At 31.1% G+C, this 26,416-nt stretch carries 22 protein-coding genes and 1 tRNA gene; 2 read left to right on the forward strand and 21 right to left on the reverse strand.

What is annotated here, in order from left to right:
* Positions 1-155: 155 nt before the first annotated feature.
* The 14 genes from gap to pheS form a co-directional block, all read right to left on the reverse strand.
* The gene (gap, locus tag HMPREF1984_RS04455) at positions 156-1,163 is read right to left on the reverse strand and encodes a type I glyceraldehyde-3-phosphate dehydrogenase (RefSeq protein WP_021766715.1); all 1,008 of its coding nucleotides are present in this window, start codon (positions 1,161-1,163) and stop codon (positions 156-158) included.
* Positions 1,164-1,240: 77 nt separating this feature from the next.
* Positions 1,241-2,323 carry a UbiA family prenyltransferase gene (locus HMPREF1984_RS04460; RefSeq protein ID WP_021766716.1) on the reverse strand — a complete coding sequence of 361 codons (1,083 nt, stop codon included), beginning with the start codon at positions 2,321-2,323 and terminating at the stop codon, positions 1,241-1,243.
* 32 nt (positions 2,324-2,355) lie between these two features.
* Positions 2,356-2,724 (reverse strand): hypothetical protein, encoded by a 369-nt coding sequence (locus HMPREF1984_RS04465; protein ID WP_021766717.1) that lies wholly within the window; start codon positions 2,722-2,724, stop codon positions 2,356-2,358.
* 18 nt (positions 2,725-2,742) lie between these two features.
* Positions 2,743-4,281, reverse strand: a complete 1,539-nt coding sequence (locus HMPREF1984_RS04470) for an AMP-binding protein (RefSeq protein ID WP_021766718.1) — start codon at positions 4,279-4,281, stop codon at positions 2,743-2,745.
* Positions 4,282-4,309: 28 nt separating this feature from the next.
* Positions 4,310-5,308 (reverse strand): GNAT family N-acetyltransferase, encoded by a 999-nt coding sequence (locus HMPREF1984_RS04475; RefSeq protein WP_021766719.1) that lies wholly within the window; start codon positions 5,306-5,308, stop codon positions 4,310-4,312.
* A gap of 151 nt (positions 5,309-5,459) precedes the next feature.
* On the reverse strand, positions 5,460-6,791 hold the full coding sequence (locus HMPREF1984_RS04480) for a phosphatidate cytidylyltransferase (RefSeq protein WP_021766720.1): 1,332 nt from the start codon (positions 6,789-6,791) through the stop codon (positions 5,460-5,462).
* Entirely contained in the window at positions 6,778-7,947 is a 1,170-nt protein-coding gene (locus tag HMPREF1984_RS04485) for a DUF3419 family protein (protein ID WP_021766721.1), read from the reverse strand. Before HMPREF1984_RS04485 ends, HMPREF1984_RS04480 begins: the two co-directional genes overlap by 14 nt.
* Before the next feature lie 58 nt (positions 7,948-8,005).
* Positions 8,006-10,723, reverse strand: coding sequence for a PEP/pyruvate-binding domain-containing protein (locus HMPREF1984_RS04490; protein ID WP_021766722.1), 2,718 nt, complete (start codon positions 10,721-10,723; stop codon positions 8,006-8,008).
* A 33-nt stretch (positions 10,724-10,756) separates the two neighbouring features.
* Complete coding sequence (locus HMPREF1984_RS04495) at positions 10,757-11,626, reverse strand: RluA family pseudouridine synthase (RefSeq protein WP_021766723.1); 870 nt, start codon at positions 11,624-11,626, stop codon at positions 10,757-10,759.
* Positions 11,627-11,705: 79 nt separating this feature from the next.
* Positions 11,706-12,272, reverse strand: coding sequence for a hypothetical protein (locus HMPREF1984_RS04500; RefSeq protein ID WP_021766724.1), 567 nt, complete (start codon positions 12,270-12,272; stop codon positions 11,706-11,708).
* The gene (locus HMPREF1984_RS04505; protein ID WP_036099796.1) at positions 12,262-13,047 is read right to left on the reverse strand and encodes a ParA family protein; all 786 of its coding nucleotides are present in this window, start codon (positions 13,045-13,047) and stop codon (positions 12,262-12,264) included. The genes HMPREF1984_RS04500 and HMPREF1984_RS04505 overlap by 11 nt, the downstream gene beginning before the upstream one ends.
* 386 nt (positions 13,048-13,433) lie before the next feature.
* Positions 13,434-14,078: a thiamine diphosphokinase gene (locus tag HMPREF1984_RS04510; RefSeq protein WP_021766727.1), complete on the reverse strand. Its 645-nt coding sequence runs from the start codon at positions 14,076-14,078 to the stop codon at positions 13,434-13,436.
* A gap of 196 nt (positions 14,079-14,274) precedes the next feature.
* Entirely contained in the window at positions 14,275-16,674 is a 2,400-nt protein-coding gene (gene pheT, locus HMPREF1984_RS04515; RefSeq protein WP_021766728.1) for a phenylalanine--tRNA ligase subunit beta, read from the reverse strand.
* A 116-nt stretch (positions 16,675-16,790) separates the two neighbouring features.
* Positions 16,791-17,807, reverse strand: coding sequence for a phenylalanine--tRNA ligase subunit alpha (gene pheS, locus HMPREF1984_RS04520; protein ID WP_021766729.1), 1,017 nt, complete (start codon positions 17,805-17,807; stop codon positions 16,791-16,793).
* A gap of 188 nt (positions 17,808-17,995) precedes the next feature.
* Here pheS and HMPREF1984_RS04525 point away from each other — a divergent pair, with 188 nt between their 5' ends.
* Positions 17,996-18,364 (forward strand): YbaN family protein, encoded by a 369-nt coding sequence (locus tag HMPREF1984_RS04525; RefSeq protein WP_036099798.1) that lies wholly within the window; start codon positions 17,996-17,998, stop codon positions 18,362-18,364.
* 81 nt (positions 18,365-18,445) lie between these two features.
* On the opposite strand, the gene HMPREF1984_RS04530 is transcribed toward HMPREF1984_RS04525, so the two are convergent.
* From HMPREF1984_RS04530 to pckA, 7 genes are all read right to left on the reverse strand, one after another.
* Positions 18,446-18,532, reverse strand: a tRNA-Ser gene (locus HMPREF1984_RS04530).
* Positions 18,533-18,784: 252 nt separating this feature from the next.
* Positions 18,785-19,903 carry a sodium ion-translocating decarboxylase subunit beta gene (locus tag HMPREF1984_RS04535; RefSeq protein ID WP_021766731.1) on the reverse strand — a complete coding sequence of 373 codons (1,119 nt, stop codon included), beginning with the start codon at positions 19,901-19,903 and terminating at the stop codon, positions 18,785-18,787.
* Between the two features lie 18 nt (positions 19,904-19,921).
* Positions 19,922-20,296, reverse strand: coding sequence for a biotin/lipoyl-containing protein (locus tag HMPREF1984_RS04540; RefSeq protein WP_021766732.1), 375 nt, complete (start codon positions 20,294-20,296; stop codon positions 19,922-19,924).
* A 72-nt stretch (positions 20,297-20,368) separates the two neighbouring features.
* On the reverse strand, positions 20,369-20,725 hold the full coding sequence (locus tag HMPREF1984_RS04545; protein WP_021766733.1) for an OadG family protein: 357 nt from the start codon (positions 20,723-20,725) through the stop codon (positions 20,369-20,371).
* A gap of 16 nt (positions 20,726-20,741) precedes the next feature.
* Entirely contained in the window at positions 20,742-22,124 is a 1,383-nt protein-coding gene (locus HMPREF1984_RS04550; protein WP_036099800.1) for an oxaloacetate decarboxylase subunit alpha, read from the reverse strand.
* 348 nt (positions 22,125-22,472) lie between these two features.
* A complete protein-coding gene (tenpIN, locus tag HMPREF1984_RS04555) occupies positions 22,473-22,907 on the reverse strand; it encodes a type III toxin-antitoxin system TenpIN family toxin (protein ID WP_021766735.1) in 435 nt (144 codons plus the stop codon).
* Between the two features lie 282 nt (positions 22,908-23,189).
* On the reverse strand, positions 23,190-24,776 hold the full coding sequence (gene pckA, locus HMPREF1984_RS04560) for a phosphoenolpyruvate carboxykinase (ATP) (protein ID WP_036099805.1): 1,587 nt from the start codon (positions 24,774-24,776) through the stop codon (positions 23,190-23,192).
* 777 nt (positions 24,777-25,553) lie between these two features.
* Between pckA and HMPREF1984_RS04570 the strand changes: the two genes are divergently transcribed.
* Positions 25,554-26,282 (forward strand): biotin--[acetyl-CoA-carboxylase] ligase, encoded by a 729-nt coding sequence (locus HMPREF1984_RS04570; protein WP_021766738.1) that lies wholly within the window; start codon positions 25,554-25,556, stop codon positions 26,280-26,282.
* Positions 26,283-26,416: the final 134 nt, after the last annotated feature.

Genomic DNA, 26,416 nt, shown 5'->3' on the forward strand with positions numbered 1-26,416 from the left:
AATAAATAGAATGTTGTTAAATAATTTGAATTTTTTTATAATTACTTTTTTCTACATTTCAATTAATTACTTTTATTGCTTACTATAATGTATAAAAAGAAAATAGCTGTCCTAATATTTTTAGAACAGCTACTATATTTAATAACTTTTATTTACTATTTTGCAAGTTCAACAAAGTATTTCAATGTTCTTACTAATTGAGCTGTGTAAGACATTTCATTGTCATACCAAGAAACTGTTTTAACTAATTGTTTGTCTCCACTTTCGATTACTTTTGTCTGAGTTGCATCAAATAATGATCCGTAGTGAATTCCAACTATATCAGAAGATACTAATGGTTCTTCAGTATATCCGAATGATTCATTTGAAGCTGCTTTCATAGCTGCGTTAACTTCTTCTTTAGTAACTTTTTTACCTAAAACTGAGATTAATTCAGTTAATGATCCTGTAGGAACTGGTACTCTTTGAGCTGCCCCATCAAGTTTTCCTGCTAATTCAGGTATTACTAATCCAATAGCCTTTGCTGCTCCAGTTGTGTTAGGAACTATATTTGCAGCTGCTGCTCTTGCTCTTCTGAAGTCACCTTTTCTATGTGGTGCATCTAATGTATTTTGGTCTCCTGTATAAGCGTGGATAGTTGTCATTGATCCTGCTTCAATTCCAAAGTTATCTTGTAATACTTTAGCCATTGGTGCTAAACAGTTAGTTGTACAAGAAGCTGCTGATAATACAGTTTCTGTTCCATCAAGAATTTCATTGTTTACATTAAATACTACTGTTTTCATATCTCCTGATCCAGGTGCTGATATAACTACTTTTTTAGCTCCTGCTTTAATATGTTTTTCAGCTTTTTCTTTAGAAGTGAAGAATCCTGTACATTCAAGAACTACATCTACTCCTAATTGTCCCCATGGTAAGTTTTCAGGGTCTGCATCTGCAAAAGTTTTGATTTCTTTTCCATTTACTACGAAAGCGTTTTCTTTAACTTCGATTTCCCCATTGAATCTTCCTTGTGCTGTGTCATATTTGAACAGGTGTGCTAACATTGCTGCATCTGTCAAATCGTTAATTGCAACTACATCAAATTCTGGATCGTTTGCCATTAATCTTAATGCCAATCTTCCTATTCTTCCAAATCCATTAATTGCTACTTTAACTGCCATATTCCTATTACCTCCTAAAAATTTTATATATTAATAATTAATATATCTTAGTACAAGTTGAGTATATCATAATTCTTCTAACTTTTCAATAGATTTAACACATAAAAAACTGCATACTGGATTAGACCCAAATTCATACTGGACAAAAGTATCCATAATCCCGAGATATTTTCCGGTATTTTTCCTGTTAAATCTTTTTTTAAAAATTTTATCATAAAGTATACTGATAATGCTAATGTTATAGTTAATATAAGTTGGCCTGCTAAGAAGTATTCCTTATTTATATTTAAAAGTCCAAAAAGAACAAGAATGTACTCAATTGCATAAAGCATACACAATATAACCACTGCTTTTTCTCTTCCCCACAGTTTGCTATATGTCTGTACTCCGTGTTCTTCTTCATCACTCTTTCTAGTCTTCCTTCCAATTTCCAGGACAATTCCATTTAAATAATTTAATGCAAAAAGAGGAACTAGTCCTATAAAAATATTTTTTCCGTATTTTTCTACTGATAAGTACAAGGTTTCTAAAAAATGAGACTCCAAAATATATCCTGTTCCTTTTACAATAACTAGGGTAATAAATATCATTATTACAACATGGGAAAGGGCATAGATTAGAATCCTTTCTGTTAGCCAGTTCTTTATAAAGAATTCCTTTGTCATTAAAAACATATAAACCCACACCAATAGCATGAAATAAATTAGTTTAGGATTTATAACGTGTGCAAGAATTATTTGTATTATAATAGTTGCAATTCCAATTTTCCCCAATGCTTTTAAGGAAATTATTCCTCTTTGAACAGGTCTGTAAGGCCTATATTTTAAATCTTCTTCATAATCCTTAAATTCATCTGTAATTCTCAACTGAAAGAAAAACATGAATATTATGATAAATAAAGGAAGTAATTTATACCAGATTATTGGTACTTTATCAATTTCTTTATCCCAGAATAGTAGCACTCTATTGACTTCTTTTGACAAAGTTGGCTTTATAATTTTTGAATTATAGAGTAATCCTGTGTAAATATATCCTGACAAAGTAAAAATCAGTACAAAAAACGAATTTTTTCCTAATGGAAACCGCTCATTCAGATATATTTTAAAATTTTTTATATTTTGAACTATTGATTTTTTTGAATTTATATTACTTTCGTTCATTTTTATTTTCTCCTCTTAGAATATTATATATTTTACTGGCAATAAAACTCAACCATTGAAAGTAAATATCCAGTATTATCATCTACATTTGTTTCTTCAAGAAAATCTTTAATTTTGTATCTCAATATTAATTTTTTTTCATTATATCGTTCAGATTTTGTGTTATCTATTACCATTACAGGACTTCCTGCACTTGCGAAAGCATCAAGAAATCCTAATGCGAGGTCAAAAAACATTCCTTTTGCCTTAGCACGTGTATAAGTTTGATATTTCTTATCCAGATGTGATAAATCCGCTTCGTTTTCTTTTGCCGAACGATAAAACATTTTTAAAGTATCTCTATTGTATGATGAAAATAATTTTAATCCTTCCTGAATTAATTCTTTTGCTTCTTTATTCATAAAATTTCCTTTTCCTTTCTAAATTTTTTCAACTATCTCTTCCAGCTTCTTATAGTCCGTCTTGCTGTTATGTCTCTTATCCATAGGAATTTCAGTTTCAATTATTTTAAATATTTCAAACTTTTTCTTCAGTTCCATAATTTCAATATTTTCAGATAAATTTCCTTTATATTCGGAATTTCTTTCAACAAGAAGATAAAGTTTTTCATTTTTTGAAGTCAGTACTGATTTTTTGAGAATTTCACAAAAGGAAAATGCGGTTTCCACTGCAAAGGGATAGTAAATCTTTTCTCCAATCTGTATTCTCCCTTTAACTCTTCCTAGTAATACTAACTGGCCATTACTGTTAATATACCCCATATCTCCTGTCCTATGCCATTTTTCATCAGGATTTTTTTGAACGTTTAAATATCCGTTTACTACATTTTCACCCTTTACAAGTATTTCTCCTCTAACTTCTGAATTAATTTCTACGTTGCTATTTTCTTCTGCAAAATTTCTATCCAGTTCCTTTTCCTGTATTTCTTCTATTTTAAGTTCCAATCCTTCAACTATCTTTCCTGCGAGAAGTCCATCTCCATTTTTCATACTTTTAATATCATCTTCTGTTATATCTTCAAAATTCAGCCTTGATATTGGTTCAGCTTCTGAAGCTCCATATAATGCGTTAATCTCAGCATTTATAAATGTTTTTCTGATTTTCTCCATAAGCCATGGAAAGACAGGTGCTCCCCCTGTGTACACTGTCTGAACATTATTTAGCTGTATCCCATCTTTTTTACAGCACTCGGTAATATTTTCAAAAATTACAGGAGGAAGAATAATATTTTCTATATTATTTTTTCTTATACACTGTACAATATCCTGAAAATTTGATTCAGAAGGTTTCTGCCAGTTTATGTCAGGGATAAATACTGTTGCTCCTGTTGCCATATGTGAAAGCAAAAATATTGGAAATGACGAATACACCGCTGTTCCTTCCTGAAATTTCAGATTCTTTTCAAGTACATTGTGCTGGCCAATTAAAAATCCATGCGTTCTCATTATAATTTTAGGAAAACCTGTGCTTCCACTCGTAAAACTAATGAGGGCAGGTGTATTTTCATTGATTTCCTTATCCTCCACACTATTTGTAAGGGATATTGTTTCAGCTTCCTTCATTATTTTCTCATAATTAATTTTTTTCCCAATTTTTCTTATACCTTTTAGGAAAAATCCTTTCAGAAGTGTTTTTCCACTTCCAATTATTCCTTCAGGTGAAATCATTTCACAGCATCTGTTTATATGCTCCAGACCTGCGTATGGATCAATAAATACTGCTTGTAATCCCATTTTAAATATGGCTATAAGGATAAGATAAAATTCTATTCCGATAGGAACAAAAACTACTATTTTATCGCCTTTCCTAAATTTTTTCTCTTTTAAATAGGAACATATCTTATCAGATTTAGCATCAAACTCCCTGAAGGTAATCTTACTACCTGTTTTTGCATCTATCAGTGCAGTCCTTTCAGGATATTTATCCTTTAGTTCCTTCATTTTACTTATTATTGTCATATCTCACCTTTCAAAAAATTCTGATATTTTATAATTCTTTTATAAATAAGGTATATCTTCTTAATATATTTCCCAGCTGCATTCCTATATTTTTAGAGATATTACTTTCATGCATCAATGCATATATGACATTTTCATATCCGTCCTTTTCTGCCTCTTCAACAAGAGAGTTTATAAGAATATACCCCATTCCTTTTCCATTATATACAGGAGAAACAGCTATTGTTTTAAGAATCATTGTCTCTATTTTTCCTTTATATCCAAGTTCTGTATAATCAGGTATTCCAAATACATATCCTATAAGTTCATCTTTAAGATAAAGCATTTTAAAAAGTTTTTTTACAATTTTATCCTCATAACTCATGTACATCTTTAAAAATATTTCCCTCTCCAGTTCAGAGTATAAAAAGTTATTTTTAAAGGATTCCACCGTCAAATTATAAACATCATTCAGAACTGTAAGTAAATCCTTATCTTCAGCTGATTCCACCCTTATATCCTTATAGTAGGAAAATTTTTTCAGCCTTTCCATTTTTTTATTTAAATTTTTTCTTCCCTCAGAATTCATGCCTTCCATTATAGTAGAAATATATCCTGCCAAATATTTAAACCCAATTTTTTCAAATAATGATACATTGTAGTCTTCATTCCACGGTTCAAGTAAAAATCTTCTTCCATTTCCTTTTTCAGTTACATATCTGTATGTATTCCATGTAGTTCCGTTTAAAGGCCCTATTATTGTTTCTATCCCTTCCTTCCTTAAGCTTTCAAATATTTCATCAAAAATATTTTCTTCATTTTTCCTATATTTTTCGATTATATTTACATTTCCTATATATGATGTCTTTTTTCCATTATAGTCCGGCCGGTTATGCCATAAATGTAAACTTCCTGCTGTTTCATTATTTTCATTATGCATAACTATTATTTCTGATGGCCGTTCTATCATTATTTTTTGTATTTCTTCCTGAGAAATATTATTTTCCCTAATATATTCCTTAATTTTTTTATATCTTTTCATTTTCATAAATTATCAGCTGCTTTCTATTAAATTTATTGTGAAACTTATCTAAAATCTAATTTATAATTTCCAATACTTAATATTTCCAATCTAATTCTGAATTTTATAAAATTTTTTATTACAATTTCTACTCTTTCATGTTTATGTTACCCTCTGCCTATAGCATTCCTATCCCAAGCAGCAGCAACGAGTAGAAGAAAACTATCCCGGAAGTTATAAATACTTTTGTTTCTCCGCTAAGTTCCTTTTCTTTTTCAACCATGTAATATATTTTCATAACTGTTTCGTATGTAAATATTCCTCCAAATATTAGAACTATTACTCCTGCCAGCATTTTAAAATCTATAATTCCTGATAAAATAATATGATTTATTATAAAGAACATCAGAGCCTTTCCTATACTTCCCATCAGAAATTTCATCCTGAATGTTTCCCTGTTTATATTTCCTGCATTGTCTCTTATTAAATTTATAATTCCAAAATGCAGTGAAAAGGAAAATATATAAATTAGAAATAATTTATCCTTATCCATTACTATACTTAATGCAAGCCATATGGATGTAGTAAAGGCAATAGCCAGAAGCCCCTTCAGTGAATCTTTGACCTGGCCTTCAACCTTAGGAGTAATATGGTAATATCCCAGATACATAATAAGAGGGGGTACAAGCCATTTTATTCCTCCCATTATCATGATTATATAAAGAAAGAATAGGCTTGCAGTCTGTGCAGTTCTTGTGAGAGTTGTCTTTTTCCTGTTTAATATTATAATGACAAACAGTATCACCATTACCCAGAATTTGTACATAAGTTCCTTTTCAGTGAGGTAAAGGTTCAGCCTCAGAAACATGTATACAAAGAACGGTACAAAAAGATTATCCAGACCATTCCATGAAATAACTTCAAGAATCATTGTAAGAATGCTTAACAATAGGGAAACTAGTACAATATTTATATTCCCGATATCACTGAAAAATAGAAAAAAATTTATACATATGAAGTATGTTGTAAGAAAAAATGCTGCTGAACCTTCTATTGATTTCGTACCAAATCCTGTATTAAATTTATACTTGCTATAAAACTCACCTATAAGAGCCGCAAAGGCATCAGAAAACATTAAAATTATAATAGGGAGGGTATACATTACCTTATTGTCGCTTGAAACAAGCCATAGTCCAAGAATTGTCATAATAAAATATATATCTCCAAAAGTTTTTCTATTTTTGGTTTCCAGCACCTTTTTAAATCCTGTCACCTTATGCTTCATAATTCTTATGGAAACAAGCAATATAAGAAACACAACCCCAAGTATTACAACTGAACTTTTTCTTTCAAAGATAAAAGGAAGTGCCAGTCCTCCAATTCCTGAACCTATGTGTAAAATCTTCCTTACGAATTCTGAATTAAATTTTCCGCTTTTTTCAAGTTTATTAAGCAGAAGGAAAAATAGCACAAAAGCTGCCAGAACTAGTATAATTTTAATTATTTCCATTTTTTATCACCTTTTCCACTACAAAATCCGTATAGAAAAATGTCATATCCCTTTTGTGAAGTCTACTGTCAAGTTCCTTCATTCTTTCGAATTTTTTCCCGTCTAAATTTTTTTCTTTTCCAGTAACTGCTGTTCCACTATCCGTCCCTTTATAACCAAGTTTTTCTGAATTTCTCTCAACTATAAGATTCCAGTATGCAAGCAATGCATTATCTTCAGCATTCTCATAAATTTTTTCCATTAATTTGCTGTAATTTTCAACTGACATATACTCAAATATGTCACTTAAATTAAATTTATTTATTTTAAAATCAATCTGATCCAGATATTCTTCAACTGAACTTTGTATAATTTCCACCTTATGAAGATTTTTTCTGATTTTATCAAAATTTTCCTTTCTCAGGAAATAAGGAAGACAGTCTTTACTGTAATTTCCTGTCAAAATATAGCAAATGTAAGGATTTTCATACGGATTTAACTCACAGAGGGCATATCTGCTTCTTTCTGTCATCTCCTCAGAAATATTTTTTTCTGCATATCTGAAAAATTCCTTATCCCTTCCCAGTTTCCCAACTATATATTTTGAAAAGAACAGCTTAAACATCAGTTTCCATCTGAAATTATTCCAGTATTTATCATAATAGTCCACTCTTTCCTGCTCTGGTTTATCTTCAAGAAGTTTTTCCACTCTTTTTCTATTATGCACAAAAGGAAGTATTTTTTCCCTGAAAATCTTAAAAAACTTTTCAAATTTTCCTGTATGGATTATTCCATTTTCAATTGCTTCCCTGTTAAAGTCCCAGTATTCCTTCACTTCTTTATCAAGATTTTCTTTTATCCTGTCATACATTTCAATTCTTCTGTCAGATTTTGTAACCCCCATAAACTCCAGCATTTCATCATAGGAAAAACTATTAAAAACTTCCTTTTTCAGCTTGGCAAGTGCTATCTGAGGAAAACTTATATCAAGTGCAACCACCTTCTCCGGATTTTCTGCAAGCATGGAAAATACATTGTCTCCCGCAGATAGTATCCCAAAGCATATATCATTTTCCTGTATATTAAGACTTTCGAGTAAAACTTCCGTATCTTCCCAGCATTGGGAATACCTTATCAAAGAAAAATCTACCCTGTTTTCTTTTACTTCACTTTTCATCTATAACTTCCTCCAAATTTATCTGTATACATTTTCTAATCTGTCTTTTTTACTGATTTTATATTTCATTTAACTTTTTTATTATTCCCGTACTTCCGTCAAACTGGACAAAATCTCCTGTTTTTAAGGCTGTTACTGCTCCCTGTACTCCAACTATGGCAGGTATATTCATTTCACGTGAAATAATTGCACTATGTGATAAAAGACTTCCTTTTTCCACTATAAGCCCCTTTAATAAAGGAAAAACCATAACCCAGCTTGGATCCGTAGATTTTGTAACAACAATATCTCCGTCTTCAACTTCAGTATTCATAGGATTTAGTACAATTTTTACTTTTCCTTTAACTACTCCCTTGCTGCATCCTGTTCCCTTAAGAATATTTTTATCTCCCTGTTCATTTCCTATCAAATCTTCATAATGGAAGTTTTCTCCTAAAAATCCCCTCGTTAAAAATCTGTCAGGAAGGACAGCTCCTTCTTCATATTCCTTATATTTTTCCTTTCTTAAATCTATCAGCTTTTTCAAATCTGTATCAATTAATGCCCCGTCTATCAGCCCAAAAATTTCGTCAATTGTCAGATAAAATACATCCCTTTCATGAACTATTATATTTTCTTCCTTCAGGTAAGTTCCCATTTTTTTCATAATTTTTCTGACCATGCCAAAAACCTTTGTTCTTTCATATCGTAGATTTTCCCTTAATCGAATAAATTTTTTTGCATAGGATACTGTTTTTTTCAGTATAAATTTTTTCAATGGACTGATTTTAAGATTTTCATATATTTTGTTCTGTTCCTCTGAAATGTTCCTTTTACTATGTTCCGTTACTTCCTTTGTCATTGAAATCGAATATACCATTCTAATTAAAAATAACGGATCTTCCCTCAATGTCAATGCTTCAAGCTTCAGCTCATGCACTGTCCTGTCACCAAATTTTTGCATATATTCTTCCAGTAATGAGTTAAATTCTTTATTCCTAGTTAAATTTTCAATATTAATGTCTGTTGCAGCCTTTTCAATTATCCCTTTTATTTCATTCTGTAAATCCTTATCCTTTTTTATTATATTGCTCATTTTCATAATATATTTTGAAGGCTCAACACTTATCATGTCGCTACCTTCCTGAGCAATAAGAATATTATGCACTTCCTCAAAATTTTCCTTTATATATTTTTCAGCTGCTTTTTTTGAAAGGCCAAACCATACCATTACAAGAAAATCATTTATAATAGGAATTTCCCAGTTTTTCAAAAATTTATTTTCAAGAAATTTATAATATTTTTTCAAGTCCTTCACACTTTTTTCTTCCAGCCTGCTATTTTTTCCGTTAAGATTTTCATCTATAAGTTTATAAAACTTTTTAGCCTTATTCTCAATCAGAAACATATTTAGGAATAATGTTGTCCCTGCCTTCAGCTTTTCAATCCTGTTTCTGAATTTTTCCCACGAAGACATTTTTTCTTCCGCTTCCAGAAGGTTTTCATTTATATCTTCTTCAGACAGTTCCTTTTTCACCCCCATCATCTGCTCCATAAATTTACTGTTATTACGTGAATTAGGAAACAGCATGAGAAGTTTGTACCAGTTTATCAGATTATAGTAAACTCTTCCCTTTAATAATCCAAGCATGTTGTCATATACAACCTGATAGCTTTCAACAACCTTCGGAGGCACTCCAGTAATTTCTGAAAATCTTTTATATACATCAGAATAGGCTTTTCTTATAAAGCTGAAGGTAAGAGGAAGAGTAATTTCAGGGTAGCTTTCTACAATATTACTGTTGTCCCATATTATTACATTTGCTGTTTTTTCATCTGCTTTTTTTAATGTTGTTATCGGTCTTGACTGCAATATGTAAAGTTTTCCCTTTTCAAATGCCCATTCCATATCCTGAGGTTTTCCATAATATTTTTCAATATTTATGATATTTTCACCCAGTTCCTGTACTTCGCTGTCATTTAATACTTCATCTTCAATATTTATTTCTTCTGTCTTTATTTTCTTGTTTTCAAAATCTAAAACCTGTCTTATTTTTTTAGTTCTTATTTCCTTTTTTATTTCCTTCGTTTTTTTATTATATATAAACAGGTCTCCATTTTCATCCCCATCAACTATGCTTGTTCCCAGGCCATAAGTTCCTGAAATTACAATTTCATCATAATTTCCATTTACGGGATTTACACTGAATCCGACTCCGGCCTTTTCAGAATTTACCATTTCCTGAATTATTACTGCCGGAACATTTATTTCATTGTTTATTTTTCCTTCTTTTCTATATTTCATGACATGATTTGAAAAGGAAGAAATCCATACTTCCTTCACTTTTTCAATTATATTTTCCTTTTTTACATATAGATATGTTTCAAACTGACCTGCAAATGAAAAATTACTGCTGTCTTCCTCTATTGAAGAAGATCTTACAGCATAATAGCTATTGTTTTCTGCTATGTTTTCTATTTCTGCCAAAAATTCTTCCTTAATTTTATGCTCTTTTATGACTTTTATTATATTTTCTGTCTTTCTTTCTGTATTTTTATCAAATATGCTGTTCCAGTCACTTATTTTATCTTCATTTCCTTCTTTTCTGTTATATTCTTTTATCTCATCTAGTATTACTTCCCTGAAATATTTATTTGTAACTACTGAAAATTTAGGCACATTAAATCCCTGAACTGCCAGTTCAAGTAAATTCTGTGCCTTTTTTCCTATTTTTTTTTCAAAATCAATTTTTTCAGTATAATCTTTTGTTTTTTCAATATTATAGATATATTTCATTCTTCTGTCCCCTTTCAAAGATGAAATCAAAACTTATTTTTCAAGAAACTCCTTCATATCTTCAGGTAATGATATTTCTATTTCCATTTCCTTCTTTGCTGCAGGATGAGTGAACTTTACCCTGTAGGCATGTAAAAACTGTCTTTTTATCCCTTTTTCAGGATTCAGGCCATTTCCATAAAGTTCATCACCTGTAATTGTATGGCCTATGGACTTTAAATGCACCCTTATCTGATGAGTTCTTCCTGTAAAAAGCTCACATTCTACAAGTGTCACATTCTTATCTTCAAATTTTTTTATAGGTTTTACTACAGTTTTTGCATACTGCCCTCTTTCATCTATGATCCTCTGTAAATTATCTCCGTCCCTGTAGATAGGCTTTTCTATAACAATTTCCTCATCAGAATCAATAATTCCGTCAACTATCGCCAGATATTTCTTTTCAAATATTGAAAAATTCTGTAAAAAAGCCTGGGCAAAGCTGTTTTTTGTTATTATTATAAGTCCTGATGTGTTCATATCAAGCCTGTTGTAAAATCTCGGTACCATTTCCTTGCCGTATTTTTCCTTAAAATAATATACTATTCCGTTTGCAAGGGTAAAATCAGCCTTTTTTTGTGTAGGATGAGTCAGAAGAAAAGGCTCCTTGTTTACTATCATTATGTCTTCATCTTCAAATACTATATCAAGATTAAGTTTTATTGGCTTTATATCTGTCCCCTTTTCCTTTTCAATTACCCTCAGTATACCACTTGAAGGAAGTTTTTTTGTAGTCCTTACCTTCTTTCCATTTAGGAATACCTCCACATTTCTAAGACTTCTCCCTGAATAATTCTGAACTTCCCTCAGATACTGGGATATTTTCATTCTCTGGTATTCCTTTTCCAGTCTAAATTTTTTCATTTTTTTATACTACCTCATAATTTATAATTTCTTTCTTTTAAGTTAAGACAATTTTTCCAGTTAAAAGGCTTCTCTTAAGTTATCCTTTTAAATTTGTTATTTCCTGCTCCCATTTTGCAATTTTTTTCTTTGCCTGTATTATTTTAACTTCAAGAACCTTTATTTTTTCTTCTGCTGTAAGCTCATTTTTCAAGCTTTTTTCAATTTCATCTATTTTCTTTGAAGGCTCTTCAGCTTCAATAATTTCAATTACCTGTTCTTCAGGAATTTCATTGCTGCTTATATATTTTATTGTTCTCACAGATAATTCTTTAATTTTATCATTATGATATTTTAAGAATATTTTATATCTCTGTATTTCCCTGTAAACAAAATCTTTTTTCAGCCCAAGATTGAGAAACCATCCATTGAATGCACCATTTTTATTATTTGCCAGAAGTTCCTGAGCTTCAAATAGTATTTTTCCTAGTTCTATTGTATTTCTCTGTATCTGCATTATATTTCTTTTAGCTGTTTCTTCTTTTTTTAGAAGCTCGCTTCTTGTAAAATCATCTTCAATTCCATAAAATTCAAAATCAAAGTTACTTGTAGTTTCCACTGTCTGCTGAAATTTATTTCTTTTTTCTAAAATACTGTTAATACTCATTTTCTTCCTCCTCCTCTAAAAATTCATCAACAAGATTTTTGTAATCTATCGCCGCATTGGAATAACTTCTATAGGAAAATATATCCTTCTGCTGTTTCATTGAATTTAGTATATTCTGGTCTTCCCTCACTGAAATTTCAGAAAATTCATTATTGGAAAAATATTTCATAAGTTCATCTTTTGTTTCCTTGTAGACTATTGTATTCTGTTTTGTCTGCACAAGGAATATCTTCCTTATTTCAAGTTTTGGATTAATTACCCTTGAAATATCATACATATTAAGTAAATCTGCCAGTCCATTTATATCTATAGCTGAACTTTTAGAAGGGGCAAAAATATAATCAGTTGCCTTTAAAACTGCTTTTGTAAGGTTATTTACAGTTCCCTCTGTATCAAATATAACATAATCATAGTCTTCAAACAGGTAAAGTATATTTACAATACTGTCAATTTGAGACTGTGCATCCTGATTTTCAACTATAAAATAGCCGTCCATTTTATTTAACTCAGCATCTGAAATTATTATATCAATCCCATTTTTTTCTATTATATATTTTTTTAAATCAAATACATTTAATTTTTCGTACTGTTCTTTTATTAAATGAAACAATGTATTTTCATTTTTCAATCCCAGATATACTGAAACTGCTCCTCTTGCATCAGCATCAATTAACAGAACTTTTTTACCTCTATTATGCAAAGCATATGAGATATTTACCGCCGTTACTGTCTTTCCTGCTCCACCTTTCGGATTAACAACAGAAATTATTTTCATTTTTTCCTCCATTTTTATATTTTATATTGTCGCACACGTGCGACAATATTTTTCATTTATTTATATTATACCTTAATAATCTATTTTTTTAAAGTAAATATGGAAATGTATAATGTCAGTTATTTTGAGAAAATCAATAAAAAAGAGCTATTTAGAAGAAAAAAATGAATTTTCATATGAAAATTATATTTTTGAATTATTTAAAATTTTACAATATAAAACAGGAAATGAATTTAGAAAAAGTCATCTGTTTGAGCTTTTAGGCGAGTTTTTGACTTTTCCTTAATGAATGACTGTTTTATATGAGTAAAATTTTAGTAAATGAATAAATATAATTTTTATGTGATTAATTCATGATTTTTCTAACTTAATCAGCTCCTCTGTATTTAATGTTTTCTCAAAATAACTAACATCTTACCTTTTTTAAATGTTACTTTACATTCATCAGAAGTTATTATGTTACTGACAAGGCGGGAAATTTTTCTTTCTACATCAAGATTGAAAGTTTCATATTTAAATCCTTTTAATGTCAGTTTTTCTATTATTTCATCTAATGGAATTATTGAGAATCCATAATCTTTCCTATTATTTATCGAAAAAGATTCATCCTTATAAAAAATTTCTTCATCTTCTGATAAAATCGTAATATTAGGATATTTTTCCATAAGAAATAAATTACTCAATGTCAAATCTATTCTTTTTCCTAAAGCACCTAAAATATTAATAGATTTATATTTAAAGCCATTTTTCTTTTCCAGTTCATTTATTTTTTGCAGAATTAATTCAAAATCAGTATAATCTTTTTCAGGATTATATTTCACTATATTTATTCCCTGTGTTTTGAAGTATTCCAGAACAGGATTATCTATTGAATCTAGATCACCTATTATATAAGATGGTCTTTTACTGTATTTATATGCATAATTAGCTCCTCCGTCTGCACATAAAAGAACTGTCTCCTCATCAAACAGTCTGTCTATAAATTCCTGCGAATATTTATATTCTCCATTTAAAAATACAACTGCCTTCATGTCATCATCCTTTTTTATAAAATATATGTCTGTATTTTCTATGTAATTTTTTACTAATTGATTTCATAAAAAAACATGACCCTGAAAATTCTTATATTTTAAATTTTTAATTTTCATAGGTCATGTCTATACTCACCTCTTATTTTACATATTTTACATTTTAAAGTTTTTTATGTGAGATACTTCTAAAATAATGCTACTGTCTCAATTCTGCCATATAATCCTTTTTCATTTTAGCCAGAATCTTATCAATAATATCATTAATCTCCTTTTCTTCAAGAGTTTTAGAGTCATCTCTTAACAGAATACTTATAGCTACACTCTTTTTACCAGGTTCTACTCCTATTCCCTGATAAATATCAAACAATTCCACTTTTTCAACCTTTTTATCTATTTTTTCAATTGTTTTCAGAACATCCCCAACCAGTATATTTTCATTCATTACAAGGGCAAGGTCTCTTGGAACTGCAGGATATTTAACAATTCCCTGATAAACAAATGGTTTATTTATGTACTTTTTAATTAGCTCAATATTAAATTCTGCAACTAGTACAGTCTTTTTATTCAATCCAAAATTTTCAAGAACATCAGGATGTATTTCCCCAAAACTTCCTATGTATTCTTTTCCAACAAACACATCAGCTGATCTTCCTGGATGGAATTCAGTCTGTACAGATCTTTTTATTGAAAAATTTTGAAATTTCAATTTTGAGAAAATTTCTTCCACAATTCCTTTTAAATCATAAAAGTCATAGTGAACAGGTTTTGGATTCCATAAAGTCTTGTCATTTTCACCTGCCAGAATAATTCCCACTTTTATATCTTCTTTTGCAAGTTCTTCAGCTTTTTCAAACGTTCTGCTTACTTCAAAGAACCTTATATTTGAGACATTTCTGTTCATATTATCCTTGGCATTTTTTATAAGACTGTACAGTAATGTAGGTCTCATTGTAACAAAATCTTCTGTTATTGGATTTGAAATATCAATCAGTTTATCTTCTGAAACTCCTGTAAACTTCAGTTTCTGCAATGCATCTTTAGGAATAAAGCTGTAGTTTATAACTTCCTTCAATCCTACGCTTGCACATATAGTTTTTACCCTGTCAGTAAGTTTTGTAGTATCAAGAGTTGAATTCTTGTTTATATCCACTCTTGGAAGAATATTTTCTATATTATCAAAACCGTACATTCTTATTACTTCTTCAAAATAATCCTGTTCAAGTTCCAGGTCTCCTCTGTATGAAGGAGCTGTAAGAGTAAGCGTTTCACCATTATCTTTAACATCTATCTCAAGATTTCTCAAAATTTCTATTACTTTTTCCCTAGGAATAACTTTTCCAACAAATCTGTTAAGTCTTTCAAAATTAAGTTCTGCTACTTTATTTTCATATGGAACAGGATAAACATCCACATAACCGTTTAGAATTTCCCCTCCTGCCACTTCCTGTATAAGATTTGCAAGTCTGTTTATTACTTTTATTGAATCTTCTACATCAATTCCTCTTTCAAATCTGTATGAAGAATCACTTGATAAAGTCAGTCTTCTTGAAGTTTTTCTTACATTCTGAGGATTAAACTGTGCAACTTCCAGAAGAATATTTTTCGTATTATCTGTAACTTCTGAATCAAGTCCTCCCATAACACCACCGAGGGCAAGTATCTTCTTACTGTCACATATTACAATGTCCCCGTCTTCAAGCTCTCTTTCCTGCTCATCAAGAGTTACAAGTTTATCCCCTTTTACCGCTGATTTTACTTTTATTTCATTTCCCTCGATTTTATCAAGGTCAAAAACATGGTTAGGGTGATTTATTTCCATAAGAATAAAGTTGGATACATCAACTATGTTGTTGATACTTCTAAGTCCAACAGATTCTATTCTTTCCTTAAGCCATTTTGGACTTTCCTTTACTGTCACATTTTTCAGAATTCTTGTTACATATCTTCTGGAAAGATTACTGTCTTCTATAGTAACTTTTACATTATCTGACGTTTTCTCTTCGATTTCATTTTTTATTTCTGTTTCAGGATATTTAAGCTCCTTACCGTAATATGCTGAAAGCTCCCTTGCAATCCCAATGTGCGAAAGACAGTCAGGCCTGTTTGGAGTTATTTCCAGTTCAAATACAGTATCGTTTATTCCTAGATAATCCTTAAAAGGTACACCTATCGGAGCATCTTCAGGAAGTATTATAATTCCGTCCTTGTCGCTTCCTATTCCAAGTTCTACTTCGGAACAAAGCATTCCACACGATTCTTTTCCTCTTATTTTACCTTTTTTTATAACAAAATCTTCACTTAACTTTGCCCCTATCTGTGCCAACACCACTTTATCCCCAGCTTTATGATTTGAAGCTCCGCATACAATCTGAAGTATTTCTTTACCATTATCCACTTTACATACTGTCAGATGGTCAGAATCAGGATGCATTTCCTTTTCTATAATCTTTGCAGTCACAACATTTTCCAAATTGCTTCCTGCTATTTCTATTTTTTCAACTTCCTGTCCTATCATAGTCAGGGAGTTTTCCATTTCATTTATTTCTATTCCGTCTAAATCTATATATTGCTTTAACCAATTTAAAGAAATTAGCATTTTTCCTCCTTAATTTTCTTTTTCTTGTACTATTACAGTACATTCTTTTCTTCTTTCAGGAATTTAAAATCATTTGACCAATATTGAGATTCAGATTTATAAATTCCTATTTAGTATTAGAACTGATCTAAAAATCTTACATCATTTTCAAAAAATGCCCTTAAATCATCGATTCCATATTTTAACATTGTAATTCTTTCAAGTCCAAGTCCAAATGCAAATCCCTGATATTTCTTAGGATCTATCCCCACTCCTTCAAGAACTTTTGGATTTACCATTCCGCTTCCAAGAATTTCAAGCCATCCGGTTCCTTTACATACTCTACATCCTTTTCCTTTACATACACCACATTCAACATCCATTTCTGCCGAAGGTTCTGTAAATGGGAAAAAGTGAGGTCTGAATCTTACATTTCTTTCTTTTCCGAATATTTTCTTTACAACATTTTCAAGTATTGCCTTAAAGTTTGCAAAAGAAACATCTTCCCCTATCATAAGTCCTTCCATCTGGTGGAACATAGGAGTGTGGGATACGTCATAATCAGGTCTGTAAACCTTTCCAATAGACACCATTCTAAAAGGAGGTTTCCTATCAAGCATGTATCTTATCTGCATTCCTGAAGTCTGTGTTCTAAGCACTACATCATCCTGAATATAAAAAGTATCTGATACTTCTCTTGAAGGATGCGTTTTTGGAATGTTTAATGCATCAAAATTGTATTTTACATATTCAATTTCAGGTCCGTCAACAATGTCAAACCCCATATCAGAAACTATTTCCTTTATTTCAGCAACCGTTTTTGTCAATGGATGAAGGGATCCTTCATTTGCTTTTCTTCCAGGTAGTGTAATATCTATAGTTTCATTTTTCAGTCTTTCCTGTTTTGCCATTTCCTTTAATGTATTAAGTTTTTCATCAAATCTGTCCTGCAGAACAACTTTTAATTCATTTGTCACTTTACCAAATTCAGCTCTTTTTTTAGCTGCAATTTCTGCCATTCCCTTCATTATGGCTGTAAATTCTCCCTTTTTACCTAAAACCTTTACCTTCAGGTCATTCAGCTCATCAAGATTTCCTACATTATTAAGTTTTTCCAGCACGTCCTCTCTTAAACGGGACAGTTTTTCCAACATATTTCCTCCTTAACTTATACCAAACATTTATACTTTCGTTTTATATATATTATTTTCATTTTATATTTAACTTAGATTATATCACAATTTATAACTAATTTGTACCTTTAAGAGAATTATTAATTGAAAAAGTTTTATATTAATGTTATTATCAGATGGGAGAGAAATTCATATTCAGAAAGGACAATATGAAAATAATATACGTTATACTTGGATTTGTTTCCATGGGGCTCGGAATTGCCGGCTCTTTTCTACCGGGACTTCCTACAGTGCCTTTTCTTCTTCTGGCCAGTTTCTGCTTTGCGAGGGGATCTGAAAGATTTCATGGATGGTTCACCCAGACAAAGATATATAAGAATTATCTGGAAGATTTTGAAAAGAACAGAAGTATGACTCTAAAAACAAAAATAGGATTATTGTGCCTATCGAGTACAATGATTGCTTTTCCAATTTTTTTTGTAAAAAATAACTATTTACGGTTAGCACTTATTCTAGCTGTAATATTTAAATATTACTATTTCATATTCTGTATAAAAACTTCAAAACTGGATAAGTAATATAATAAAACTATCTCATAAATTGCTTTTACGCCTTTTACGAGATAGTTTTTTCTATATTATATATTTTATTTTTAAAAATGGCGGAAGTAGAGGGACTCGAACCCACAAGACGTTTAACCGCCCACAGCTTTCCAAGCTGCTGCCCTACCATTAGGCGATACTTCCGCAAAATTACTCACAAAAGTCATTATACTAAACTTATACTTAAAAGTCAATGGTATGACAGAATTATTTGATTTTATTCAAAGAAATATCCTTATCTTTGGTATTCTTACATTTTTCAATATTACTTCCTGTTCTGAATTTAAAAATTATTTCCTATTGTTTTCCTAATTTTATCACATTTTTAGGCTATTACCATTAAATAATTTCTGTAATCACTTCAAAAATCCAGTTTCAGGCTCTATAATATATCTTCTATTTAAATATAATAAGTAGAACTCCCGCTGCAACTGCAGATCCTATTACTCCGGCAACATTAGGTCCCATTGCATGCATAAGAAGAAAGTTGCTTGGATTTTCCTCCTGACCTATTTTCTGTACAACCCTCGCTGCCATAGGCACAGCAGAAACTCCTGCCGCTCCTATCATAGGATTAACTTTTCCACCACTCAGTTTGCACATTATTTTCCCAAACAGTACTCCCCCCACAGTTCCAAATGCAAAGGCAAACAATCCTAACGCCAATATTTTCAACGTTGTAACATTCAGGAATGTATGGGCATTTGCTGTAGCTCCTACTGTTACTCCAAGTACAATCGTTATGCAGTAGAGCATTGCACCTTTTACATGTTCAACAAGGTTTCCGACTACTCCAGATTCCTTTATAAGATTTCCCAGCATAAGCATCCCTATAAGAGGAGCCGCAGAAGGTATAAGAAGCGTAACTACTATTGTTACTGCTATAGGAAATAAGATTTTTTCACCTTTACTTACTTCCCTCAGTTGTACCATTTTTATCTGTCTTTCCTTTTTTGTTGTAAGCAGTTTTATTATTGGTGGCTGTATTATAGGTACTAATGCCATATAGGAATACGCTGCAACTGCTATTGGACCAAGCAGGGCAGGTGCCAGTTTTGTTGTTGTATAAATTGCTGTAGGTCCGTCCGCTCCTCCGATTATTCCTATGGAAGCCGCTTCCCTTCCTGTAAGACCTAGCAATATTGCACCTATAAATGCGATAAATATTCCCAGCTGTGCTGCCGCTCCAAGCAGAAGGCTTTTAGGATTGGCTATTAACGGTCCAAAATCAGTACTCGCACCTATTGCCAAAAATATCAATGGCGGATATATACCAAGTTTTACTCCCTGGTACAGATAATACAATAATCCTCCAGGTTCCATCATTCCTTCATTTGGTACTCCTGGCAGGTTCACAAGAAGCATTCCGAAAGATATGGGTAACAGTAAATATGGCTCATATTTTTTTCTTATTGCAAGATACAGTAAAATAAGTGCAACTATTATCATTATAAACTGCTGCCACGTCAGCATGGCCAGTCCTGTTGTACTATAAAGTGTTTTCAGTAACTCCATTTCCTTCTCCTTTCGTAACTATGACAAACTGATAAGTAATGCCCCAGTTTCCACAGTATCTCCTTTAGATATATGTATTCCTTCCACAGTAGCATCTACAGGGGCAGCTATAGGATTTTCCATTTTCATTGCCTCAAGTACTATCAATGTTTCTCCTGCCTTCACCTTCTGCCCTGGAGAAACATTTACACCTACTACAAGTCCTTGCATAGGTGCTTCAACTTTTATATTTCCTACCTTTTGTTCTGTTATCTTGTCCTCTGGTTTTTCCGGCTTTTCTTCTTTTATAGTTTCAGGCTTTGCAGCTTCAATTTTTCCTTCCTTTTCACTTACTGCTTCCAGTTCTACTTCATAAACTTTGTCTCCAATTTTTATTTTATATAATTTTATCATAACAATCTCCCTGCAGGTTATATTTACGTTCATTCAGGATAACGTATAATCCTTTTTTTATGTTTTACCTGTTTACTGATTTACTTCCCTTATTGATTGTACCTTTATATAGGCATTGTCAATTTCTCCGGCTGCATCTATAACTGCGGCTGCAACAGCTGCAAGCATTTTCTCATCCTTTATGTCTTCCGGTCCTATTTTCTTTCCTTCTGATGCAGAATTTTCCGATGAAACAGAAAATGCATCTGCTAACGGTTTAACTGTAACTTTTTTATTTTCAGTTACTTTCTTTTCAGAAGGAAGATATTTTAAAAGGGATAGTATAAAAGAAATCAGAATCAAAACTAAAAATACTGTCAGCATACTCACTACTGTTATAACCAGCGAATCTCCAAATGTTATCGGAGAATCTCCATATATTATTTTCATTCATTTCTCCTTTCACTTAAAATACTACATTTATAGTCTGTACTTTTATTTCTTCTTGAGGATTATTACGTTTTTCAAAATATGTCTGTGCCACCTGAGGGAACATTGCGTAAGTCAGTACATCCTCTTCGTTTCTGGCAAGATTTCCCACTTCTTTTTTTATTTCGTCATATTCATTAGTTAAAAGATCTGCAGGTCTTCCTGTAAATACTTCCTCATCTCCTATTATTTTTTTCTTCATTTCCTCTGAAATAGGGACAGGTGATTTTCCGTACATTCCCCTTACATAATCTTTTATTTCCTTAGGTATCATCTTATATCTTTCTCCTGTCAGGACATTGAATACCGACTGGGTTCCAATCATTTGGCTCATAGGAGTTACTAATGGAGGATATCCTAAATCTTCCCTTACTTTCGGTATTTCCTTCAGTACATCTTCATATCTGTTTTCTGCCTTCTGTGCCTTTAACTGTGAGAGCATATTTGAAAGCATTCCACCTGGAAGCTGGTATTCCACTATGTTTGGTTCTGTACACAATGCCTGAGGATTTAATGTTCCTTTATCAAGATATTTTTTTCTTATTGGTTTAAAATATTCTGCAATTTCCTTTAACAGACTAAGATCAATTCCTGTATCATGTTCTGTTCCCTGAAGGGTTCTCACAAGGGATTCCGTAGTTGGCTGCGAAGTTCCTCCTGAAAGTGGTGAAATTGCAGTATCAACTATGTCTATTCCCGCTTCCACCGATTTAAGATTTGTCATTGCTCCTAGCCCTGCAGTATTGTGGGTATGTACTTCTATTGGAACGCTTATTACTTTTTTCAGTTCAGTTACAAGTTCATAAGCCCTATATGGAAGAAGTATTCCTGCCATATCCTTTATTGCTATGGAATCTGCTCCCATATTCTGCATTTCCAGTGCAAGATTCTTATAATATTCTATTGTGTGGACAGGACTTATTGTGTAACATATTGCAAGCTGGCTGTGTCCTCCATATTTTTTAGTACTTTCCGATGCCTGACGTATATTTCTTACATCGTTTAAGGCATCAAAAGTTCTTATTATATCTATTCCATTTTTTATTGATTTTTCAACGAATTTCTCTACTATGTCATCTGCATAATGTCTGTATCCTAAAAGATTCTGTCCCCTCAGAAGCATCTGAAGCTTTGTATTTTTTGCCCTTTTCCTTATTTCCCGTAATCTTTCCCATGGATCCTCATTTAAAAATCTGATTGCCGAATCAAAAGTTGCTCCTCCCCATACTTCGAGGGCATAATATCCTGCACGATCCATTTTTTCTACTATTGGTAAGATTTCAGCTGTTGTAAGCCTTGTCGCCATTAAAGACTGATGACCGTCCCTTAATGAAGTTTCTGTTATTTTCACTCTGCTCAAAGTTACTTCCTCCTTCATTTTCAATAGATACTCTATTTTAATTGTTGTTTATTATGCTAATTAATTGTATTTGTACATGATATGTCTTCTATATAATTATACTATCATTTTTCTAAAAAGCAACTTTATATATTTCTTATTTATCATTTTAATTTAACTTTTTTCGTATTATTTTATCTGTTATATTTCTAATTACCAGATTTTTTTATTTTTCTAAAATAGAAAAGCCCTGATTCTTAAACATGAAAAATCATATTTATTAATCAAGACTTTACCTATTTCTGCTATTCTAGTCTATTAATATAGTAAATTTTCGTTTTTCAGCTATTTTGTCACAAAGTATTTAAATTAAATTCCCAATTCCTTATGAAAATACTGTAATGCACTTTTTGATAGAATTGTTTTATTTTTATTAGTATCAGGAGTTTTTAAAGCTTTTTTATATATTTTCAGATAAGATAGCATCTTTTTTTCTATAAATTTTCTATTTTTATCTAATTTTAGATATTCTTCATGATTTATGACAGCTTTATTATTAGATAGATATTTTTCATCTATAATAATAACTGTTTTTGTAAAATCTAATCCCTTATTTCCTACTGTTTTATATGAAAAATTGTGATTAATATTACTTCTGACAGGTATGGCAAATATTAAGTTATTATACCTTATCAAGTGAACTGCATAAGGTCTTTTCTGTTTCTGTAATATTTCTTTACAGTTTTTATACTTTTCATAAAATTCAGGTGTTAAATAAAAAAATGCCATACTTTTATTTTGCATGTTATTTCCCCTCTTTTAAATTTCTAAGTTATAATGATTATCTCTTAGTCTATTATATTACTTTTAATATAAATTTAAAAGCCTCTTAAAAAATAAGAGGCTCATCCATTTGTATACTTCTTTTTTTTATCCTGTTCGCTATACTACGAGCATATCATCCATTTGTATACTTCTTTTTTTTATCCTGCTCGCTATACTACGAGCATATCATCTTAACAATATTATATATGATTTTAAAAATTTGTCAAGAATTATAATAAACTTCTTTATTCTTTTTTTACATTACTCAGCTTTCGGTCCTGCTTCTGCAATGTGCATCGGCATATTAGGATATTTCTTTGCAAAATTTTCCTGGAACATTTTTGCCAGCTTTCTTGCATAGGAATCATAAGCTTCCTTATTATCCCATGTGTCAGCAGGATTCAATATTTCACATGGAACATTTGGACAGTATTGAGGAACATCCACATTAAAGATTTCATTATGTCTGTATTCTACATTATCAAGTTCTCCATTTAATGCCGCTGTTACCATTGCCCTTGTATTTTTCAAATCTATTCTGCTTCCTATTCCATAAGGACCGCCAGACCATCCTGTATTTATTAGAAATACTTTTGTATTGTATTTTTCAATCTTCTTACCGAACATTTCTGCATAAACAGCTGGATTTAAAGGCATAAAAGGTTCTCCAAAGCAAGTTGAGAATGTTGGCTGAGGCTCTGTAACTCCTCTTTCTGTTCCTGCAAGCTTTGATGTAAATCCTGTTATAAAATGATACATTGCAGCATTTTTATCCAGTCTTGATATTGGCGGTAAAACTCCAAATGCATCAGCTGTCAGGAATATTACAACTGACGGTATTCCACCAACTCCAGGAATCTGTGCATTTGAAATATAGTTGATAGGATATCCCACCCTTGTATTTTCAGTCAGGCTCTTATCCTTAAAATCAAATTCCTGTGTCTTCGGATCCATTACCACATTTTCCACAAGGCTTCCAAATTTTATCGCATGATAGATTTCAGGCTCGTATTTTTCCTTGAGGTTTATACATTTTGCATAACATCCTCCTTCAAAATTGAATATTCCATGATCAGACCATCCATGTTCATCATCACCTATGAGTTTTCTGTTTGGATCTGTTGAAAGTGTTGTTTTTCCTGTTCCCGAAAGTCCAAAGAATACAGCAGTTTCTCCTGATACAGGATCTATGTTTGCAGAACAGTGCATAGGAAGTACATCCAAATCAGGCATCAGGAGATTCATTACACAGAATACCATTTTCTTGATTTCTCCTGAATATCTTGAACCACATATAATTCCTATTTTTTTCTCAAAGTTAATAATAATTGCAGCTTCAGAATGTGTTCCATCCAGTTCCGGATTACATTGGAATCCAGGTGCCGCAATAATTGTAAAATCTTCCTTTCCATAGTTGTTCAGTTCATCTTCTGTAGGTCTTATTAAAAGCTGGTGTATAAATAGGTTCTGACTTGCCATTTCATTTACTATCCTGAATTTTTTTCTGCATGTAGGATCGGCTCCTGCAAGTCCATCAAAAATAAATATTTCCCTATTTTGCAGATAGGAAATAAGTTTTCCATATATAAGGTCAAATTTTTCCTTTTCAATAGGCCTGTTCACACTTCCCCACGCTATCTTATTATGAATATCAGGCGTATCAACAATAAATTTATCTTCAGGGGAACGTCCTGTATATTTTCCAGTTGTTACAGATAATGCACCTGTACTTGACAATACTCCTTCACCTCTTTGGATAGCCATTTCTATAAGTTTTGTAGGAGTAAGGTTTCTATAAACTTCTTTTGGATTGAAAAGTCCCAGTTTTTTTAAGCCAAATGTTTTCATCTTTTTCATAACTAACCTCCAGTAAAATATTATTTTGTTATTTATATATTTAATTATTAAAATACTTATTTCTGCTTTAGTTGTTATGTACTATATTTAATTGTCTGTAACTGTTTCCATGAAAAGTAGGATTTTTTGTAATATTATTTCTATATTCATAGTTTACCTCTATTTTCCTAAAAATCAAATTTTATTTAAAGAAAATTTTCCCGGAGATAAAAATTACCAATCTATTACATTCTCTGAACGCAATATGTCCAAAAAATTTTTTGTTAATTCTGAATTACCATCGATAACCTCATCTAATAAATTTTTCTCTATTAATGCCCAATGAAATACTCCTGGAAGATGTCCAGAAAGATAAATTGTTCTAAAGTTTATATTTGGATTGACAATCTCAACTTCATTTTCTGAATAAACATATACTCCACTATATTTGTCTGTCATTCCTAAAAAAAGTGTTTGACTTCTTTCTTCATCCCAATAAACAGCAAAAATCTCTGCCGTTTTCTCTCCATATCTATGTCTCTTTATTATTTTTATTTCACATCCTCTCCTATTCTTTGCATTTATTCCTGCAACTTTAAATGCTTCCTTTTTCTGAATAGTAATATTTGTATCATTTTCTTATTTCAATTCTATTATAACAATTCCCAGATATTATTTCCCTATAAAAGATGTACAGAATTTATAGGTTTTATTCAATCTTTAATATTTTATATATTTTACCATATTTTTTGTGATATAATTATAAAAAACAGGACAGGAGCTGAAAAAATGAAAATATACAGTTATGAAACTCTTGATTCAACTAACGAATTCATGAAAAATAATATTTCAAAATTTGAAGAATATGATGCGGTTACAGCAGAAACTCAGACTCTCGGTAAGGCAAGAAGGGGAAATACATGGGTTTCACAAAAGGGAATGGCTCTTTTTACGTTTCTCGTGAAAAAGGATGAAAATAGCAGCATTGATGATTCTGAATATTTAAAATTACCTTTAATTGCAGGACTTTCCGTCATAAAGGGGCTTAGAAAAATAGAAAATCTTGACTATATGTTTAAATGGACTAACGATGTTTATCTTTATGGAAAAAAAATAACAGGTATCCTTGTGGAAAGAGTTGAAAATAACTTTTTTGTCGGAATTGGAATAAATATAAATAATTCACTGCCTGCCGAACTTTCAGAAACATCAGCTTCCATTTCTGAAATAACTGGAAAACACTATGATATTAAAGAAATTATTACTTCAGTTATTGAAGAGTTTAAAATTCTATTTGAAACATTTCTAAATGGAAAATGGGAGGAAATCCTTCTTGAAATTAATGAACTTAGCTACCTGAAGGAGAAAAAGGTTCATCTTAAAATAAACAGAGCTTATTTTTCAGGAATCGTAAAAAATATAAACCATAATGGAGAACTCGAAATACTCATTGATGACAAAATACATACTTTTTCTGTAGGAGAGGTTTTTGAAGAAAAAATGAGAGTTATTAAGTAATTTTTAAAGTTAGAAATATAAAAACACCGTCAAAGTAATATTGACGGTGTTTCTATCTTCTTCTCTAATTTCTGAATTAAAGATTGTATATTTTAAACAGAAACTTTTTCCTTCTGATAAAAAGCTATTAGTAA

Origin of the sequence: Leptotrichia sp. oral taxon 215 str. W9775, from assembly GCF_000469505.1 — a bacterium.
Classification (GTDB): domain Bacteria; phylum Fusobacteriota; class Fusobacteriia; order Fusobacteriales; family Leptotrichiaceae; genus Leptotrichia_A.

Bases quoted from the DNA above. Each gene is read 5' to 3' on its own strand.
- HMPREF1984_RS04475 (WP_021766719.1), bottom strand. From the start codon at position 5,308: ATGAAAATGAAAAGATATAAAAAAATTAAGGAATATATTAGGGAAAAT.
- gap (WP_021766715.1), bottom strand. From the start codon at position 1,163: ATGGCAGTTAAAGTAGCAATTAATGGATTTGGAAGAATAGGAAGATTG.
- pckA (WP_036099805.1), bottom strand. From the start codon at position 24,776: ATGAAAACATTTGGCTTAAAAAAACTGGGACTTTTCAATCCAAAAGAA.
- pheS (WP_021766729.1), bottom strand. From the start codon at position 17,807: ATGTTGGAAAAACTGTCCCGTTTAAGAGAGGACGTGCTGGAAAAACTT.
- HMPREF1984_RS04545 (WP_021766733.1), bottom strand. From the start codon at position 20,725: ATGAAAATAATATATGGAGATTCTCCGATAACATTTGGAGATTCGCTG.
- HMPREF1984_RS04535 (WP_021766731.1), bottom strand. From the start codon at position 19,903: ATGGAGTTACTGAAAACACTTTATAGTACAACAGGACTGGCCATGCTG.
- HMPREF1984_RS04460 (WP_021766716.1), bottom strand. From the start codon at position 2,323: ATGAACGAAAGTAATATAAATTCAAAAAAATCAATAGTTCAAAATATA.
- tenpIN (WP_021766735.1), bottom strand. From the start codon at position 22,907: ATGCAAAATAAAAGTATGGCATTTTTTTATTTAACACCTGAATTTTAT.
- HMPREF1984_RS04480 (WP_021766720.1), bottom strand. From the start codon at position 6,791: ATGGAAATAATTAAAATTATACTAGTTCTGGCAGCTTTTGTGCTATTT.
- HMPREF1984_RS04470 (WP_021766718.1), bottom strand. From the start codon at position 4,281: ATGACAATAATAAGTAAAATGAAGGAACTAAAGGATAAATATCCTGAA.
- HMPREF1984_RS04485 (WP_021766721.1), bottom strand. From the start codon at position 7,947: ATGAAAAGTGAAGTAAAAGAAAACAGGGTAGATTTTTCTTTGATAAGG.
- pheT (WP_021766728.1), bottom strand. From the start codon at position 16,674: ATGCTAATTTCTTTAAATTGGTTAAAGCAATATATAGATTTAGACGGA.
- HMPREF1984_RS04490 (WP_021766722.1), bottom strand. From the start codon at position 10,723: ATGAAATATATCTATAATATTGAAAAAACAAAAGATTATACTGAAAAA.
- HMPREF1984_RS04500 (WP_021766724.1), bottom strand. From the start codon at position 12,272: ATGAGTATTAACAGTATTTTAGAAAAAAGAAATAAATTTCAGCAGACA.
- HMPREF1984_RS04525 (WP_036099798.1), top strand. From the start codon at position 17,996: ATGAAAATAATATACGTTATACTTGGATTTGTTTCCATGGGGCTCGGA.
- HMPREF1984_RS04495 (WP_021766723.1), bottom strand. From the start codon at position 11,626: ATGAAAAAATTTAGACTGGAAAAGGAATACCAGAGAATGAAAATATCC.
- HMPREF1984_RS04505 (WP_036099796.1), bottom strand. From the start codon at position 13,047: ATGAAAATAATTTCTGTTGTTAATCCGAAAGGTGGAGCAGGAAAGACA.
- HMPREF1984_RS04465 (WP_021766717.1), bottom strand. From the start codon at position 2,724: ATGAATAAAGAAGCAAAAGAATTAATTCAGGAAGGATTAAAATTATTT.
- HMPREF1984_RS04540 (WP_021766732.1), bottom strand. From the start codon at position 20,296: ATGATAAAATTATATAAAATAAAAATTGGAGACAAAGTTTATGAAGTA.
- HMPREF1984_RS04570 (WP_021766738.1), top strand. From the start codon at position 25,554: ATGAAAATATACAGTTATGAAACTCTTGATTCAACTAACGAATTCATG.
- HMPREF1984_RS04510 (WP_021766727.1), bottom strand. From the start codon at position 14,078: ATGAAGGCAGTTGTATTTTTAAATGGAGAATATAAATATTCGCAGGAA.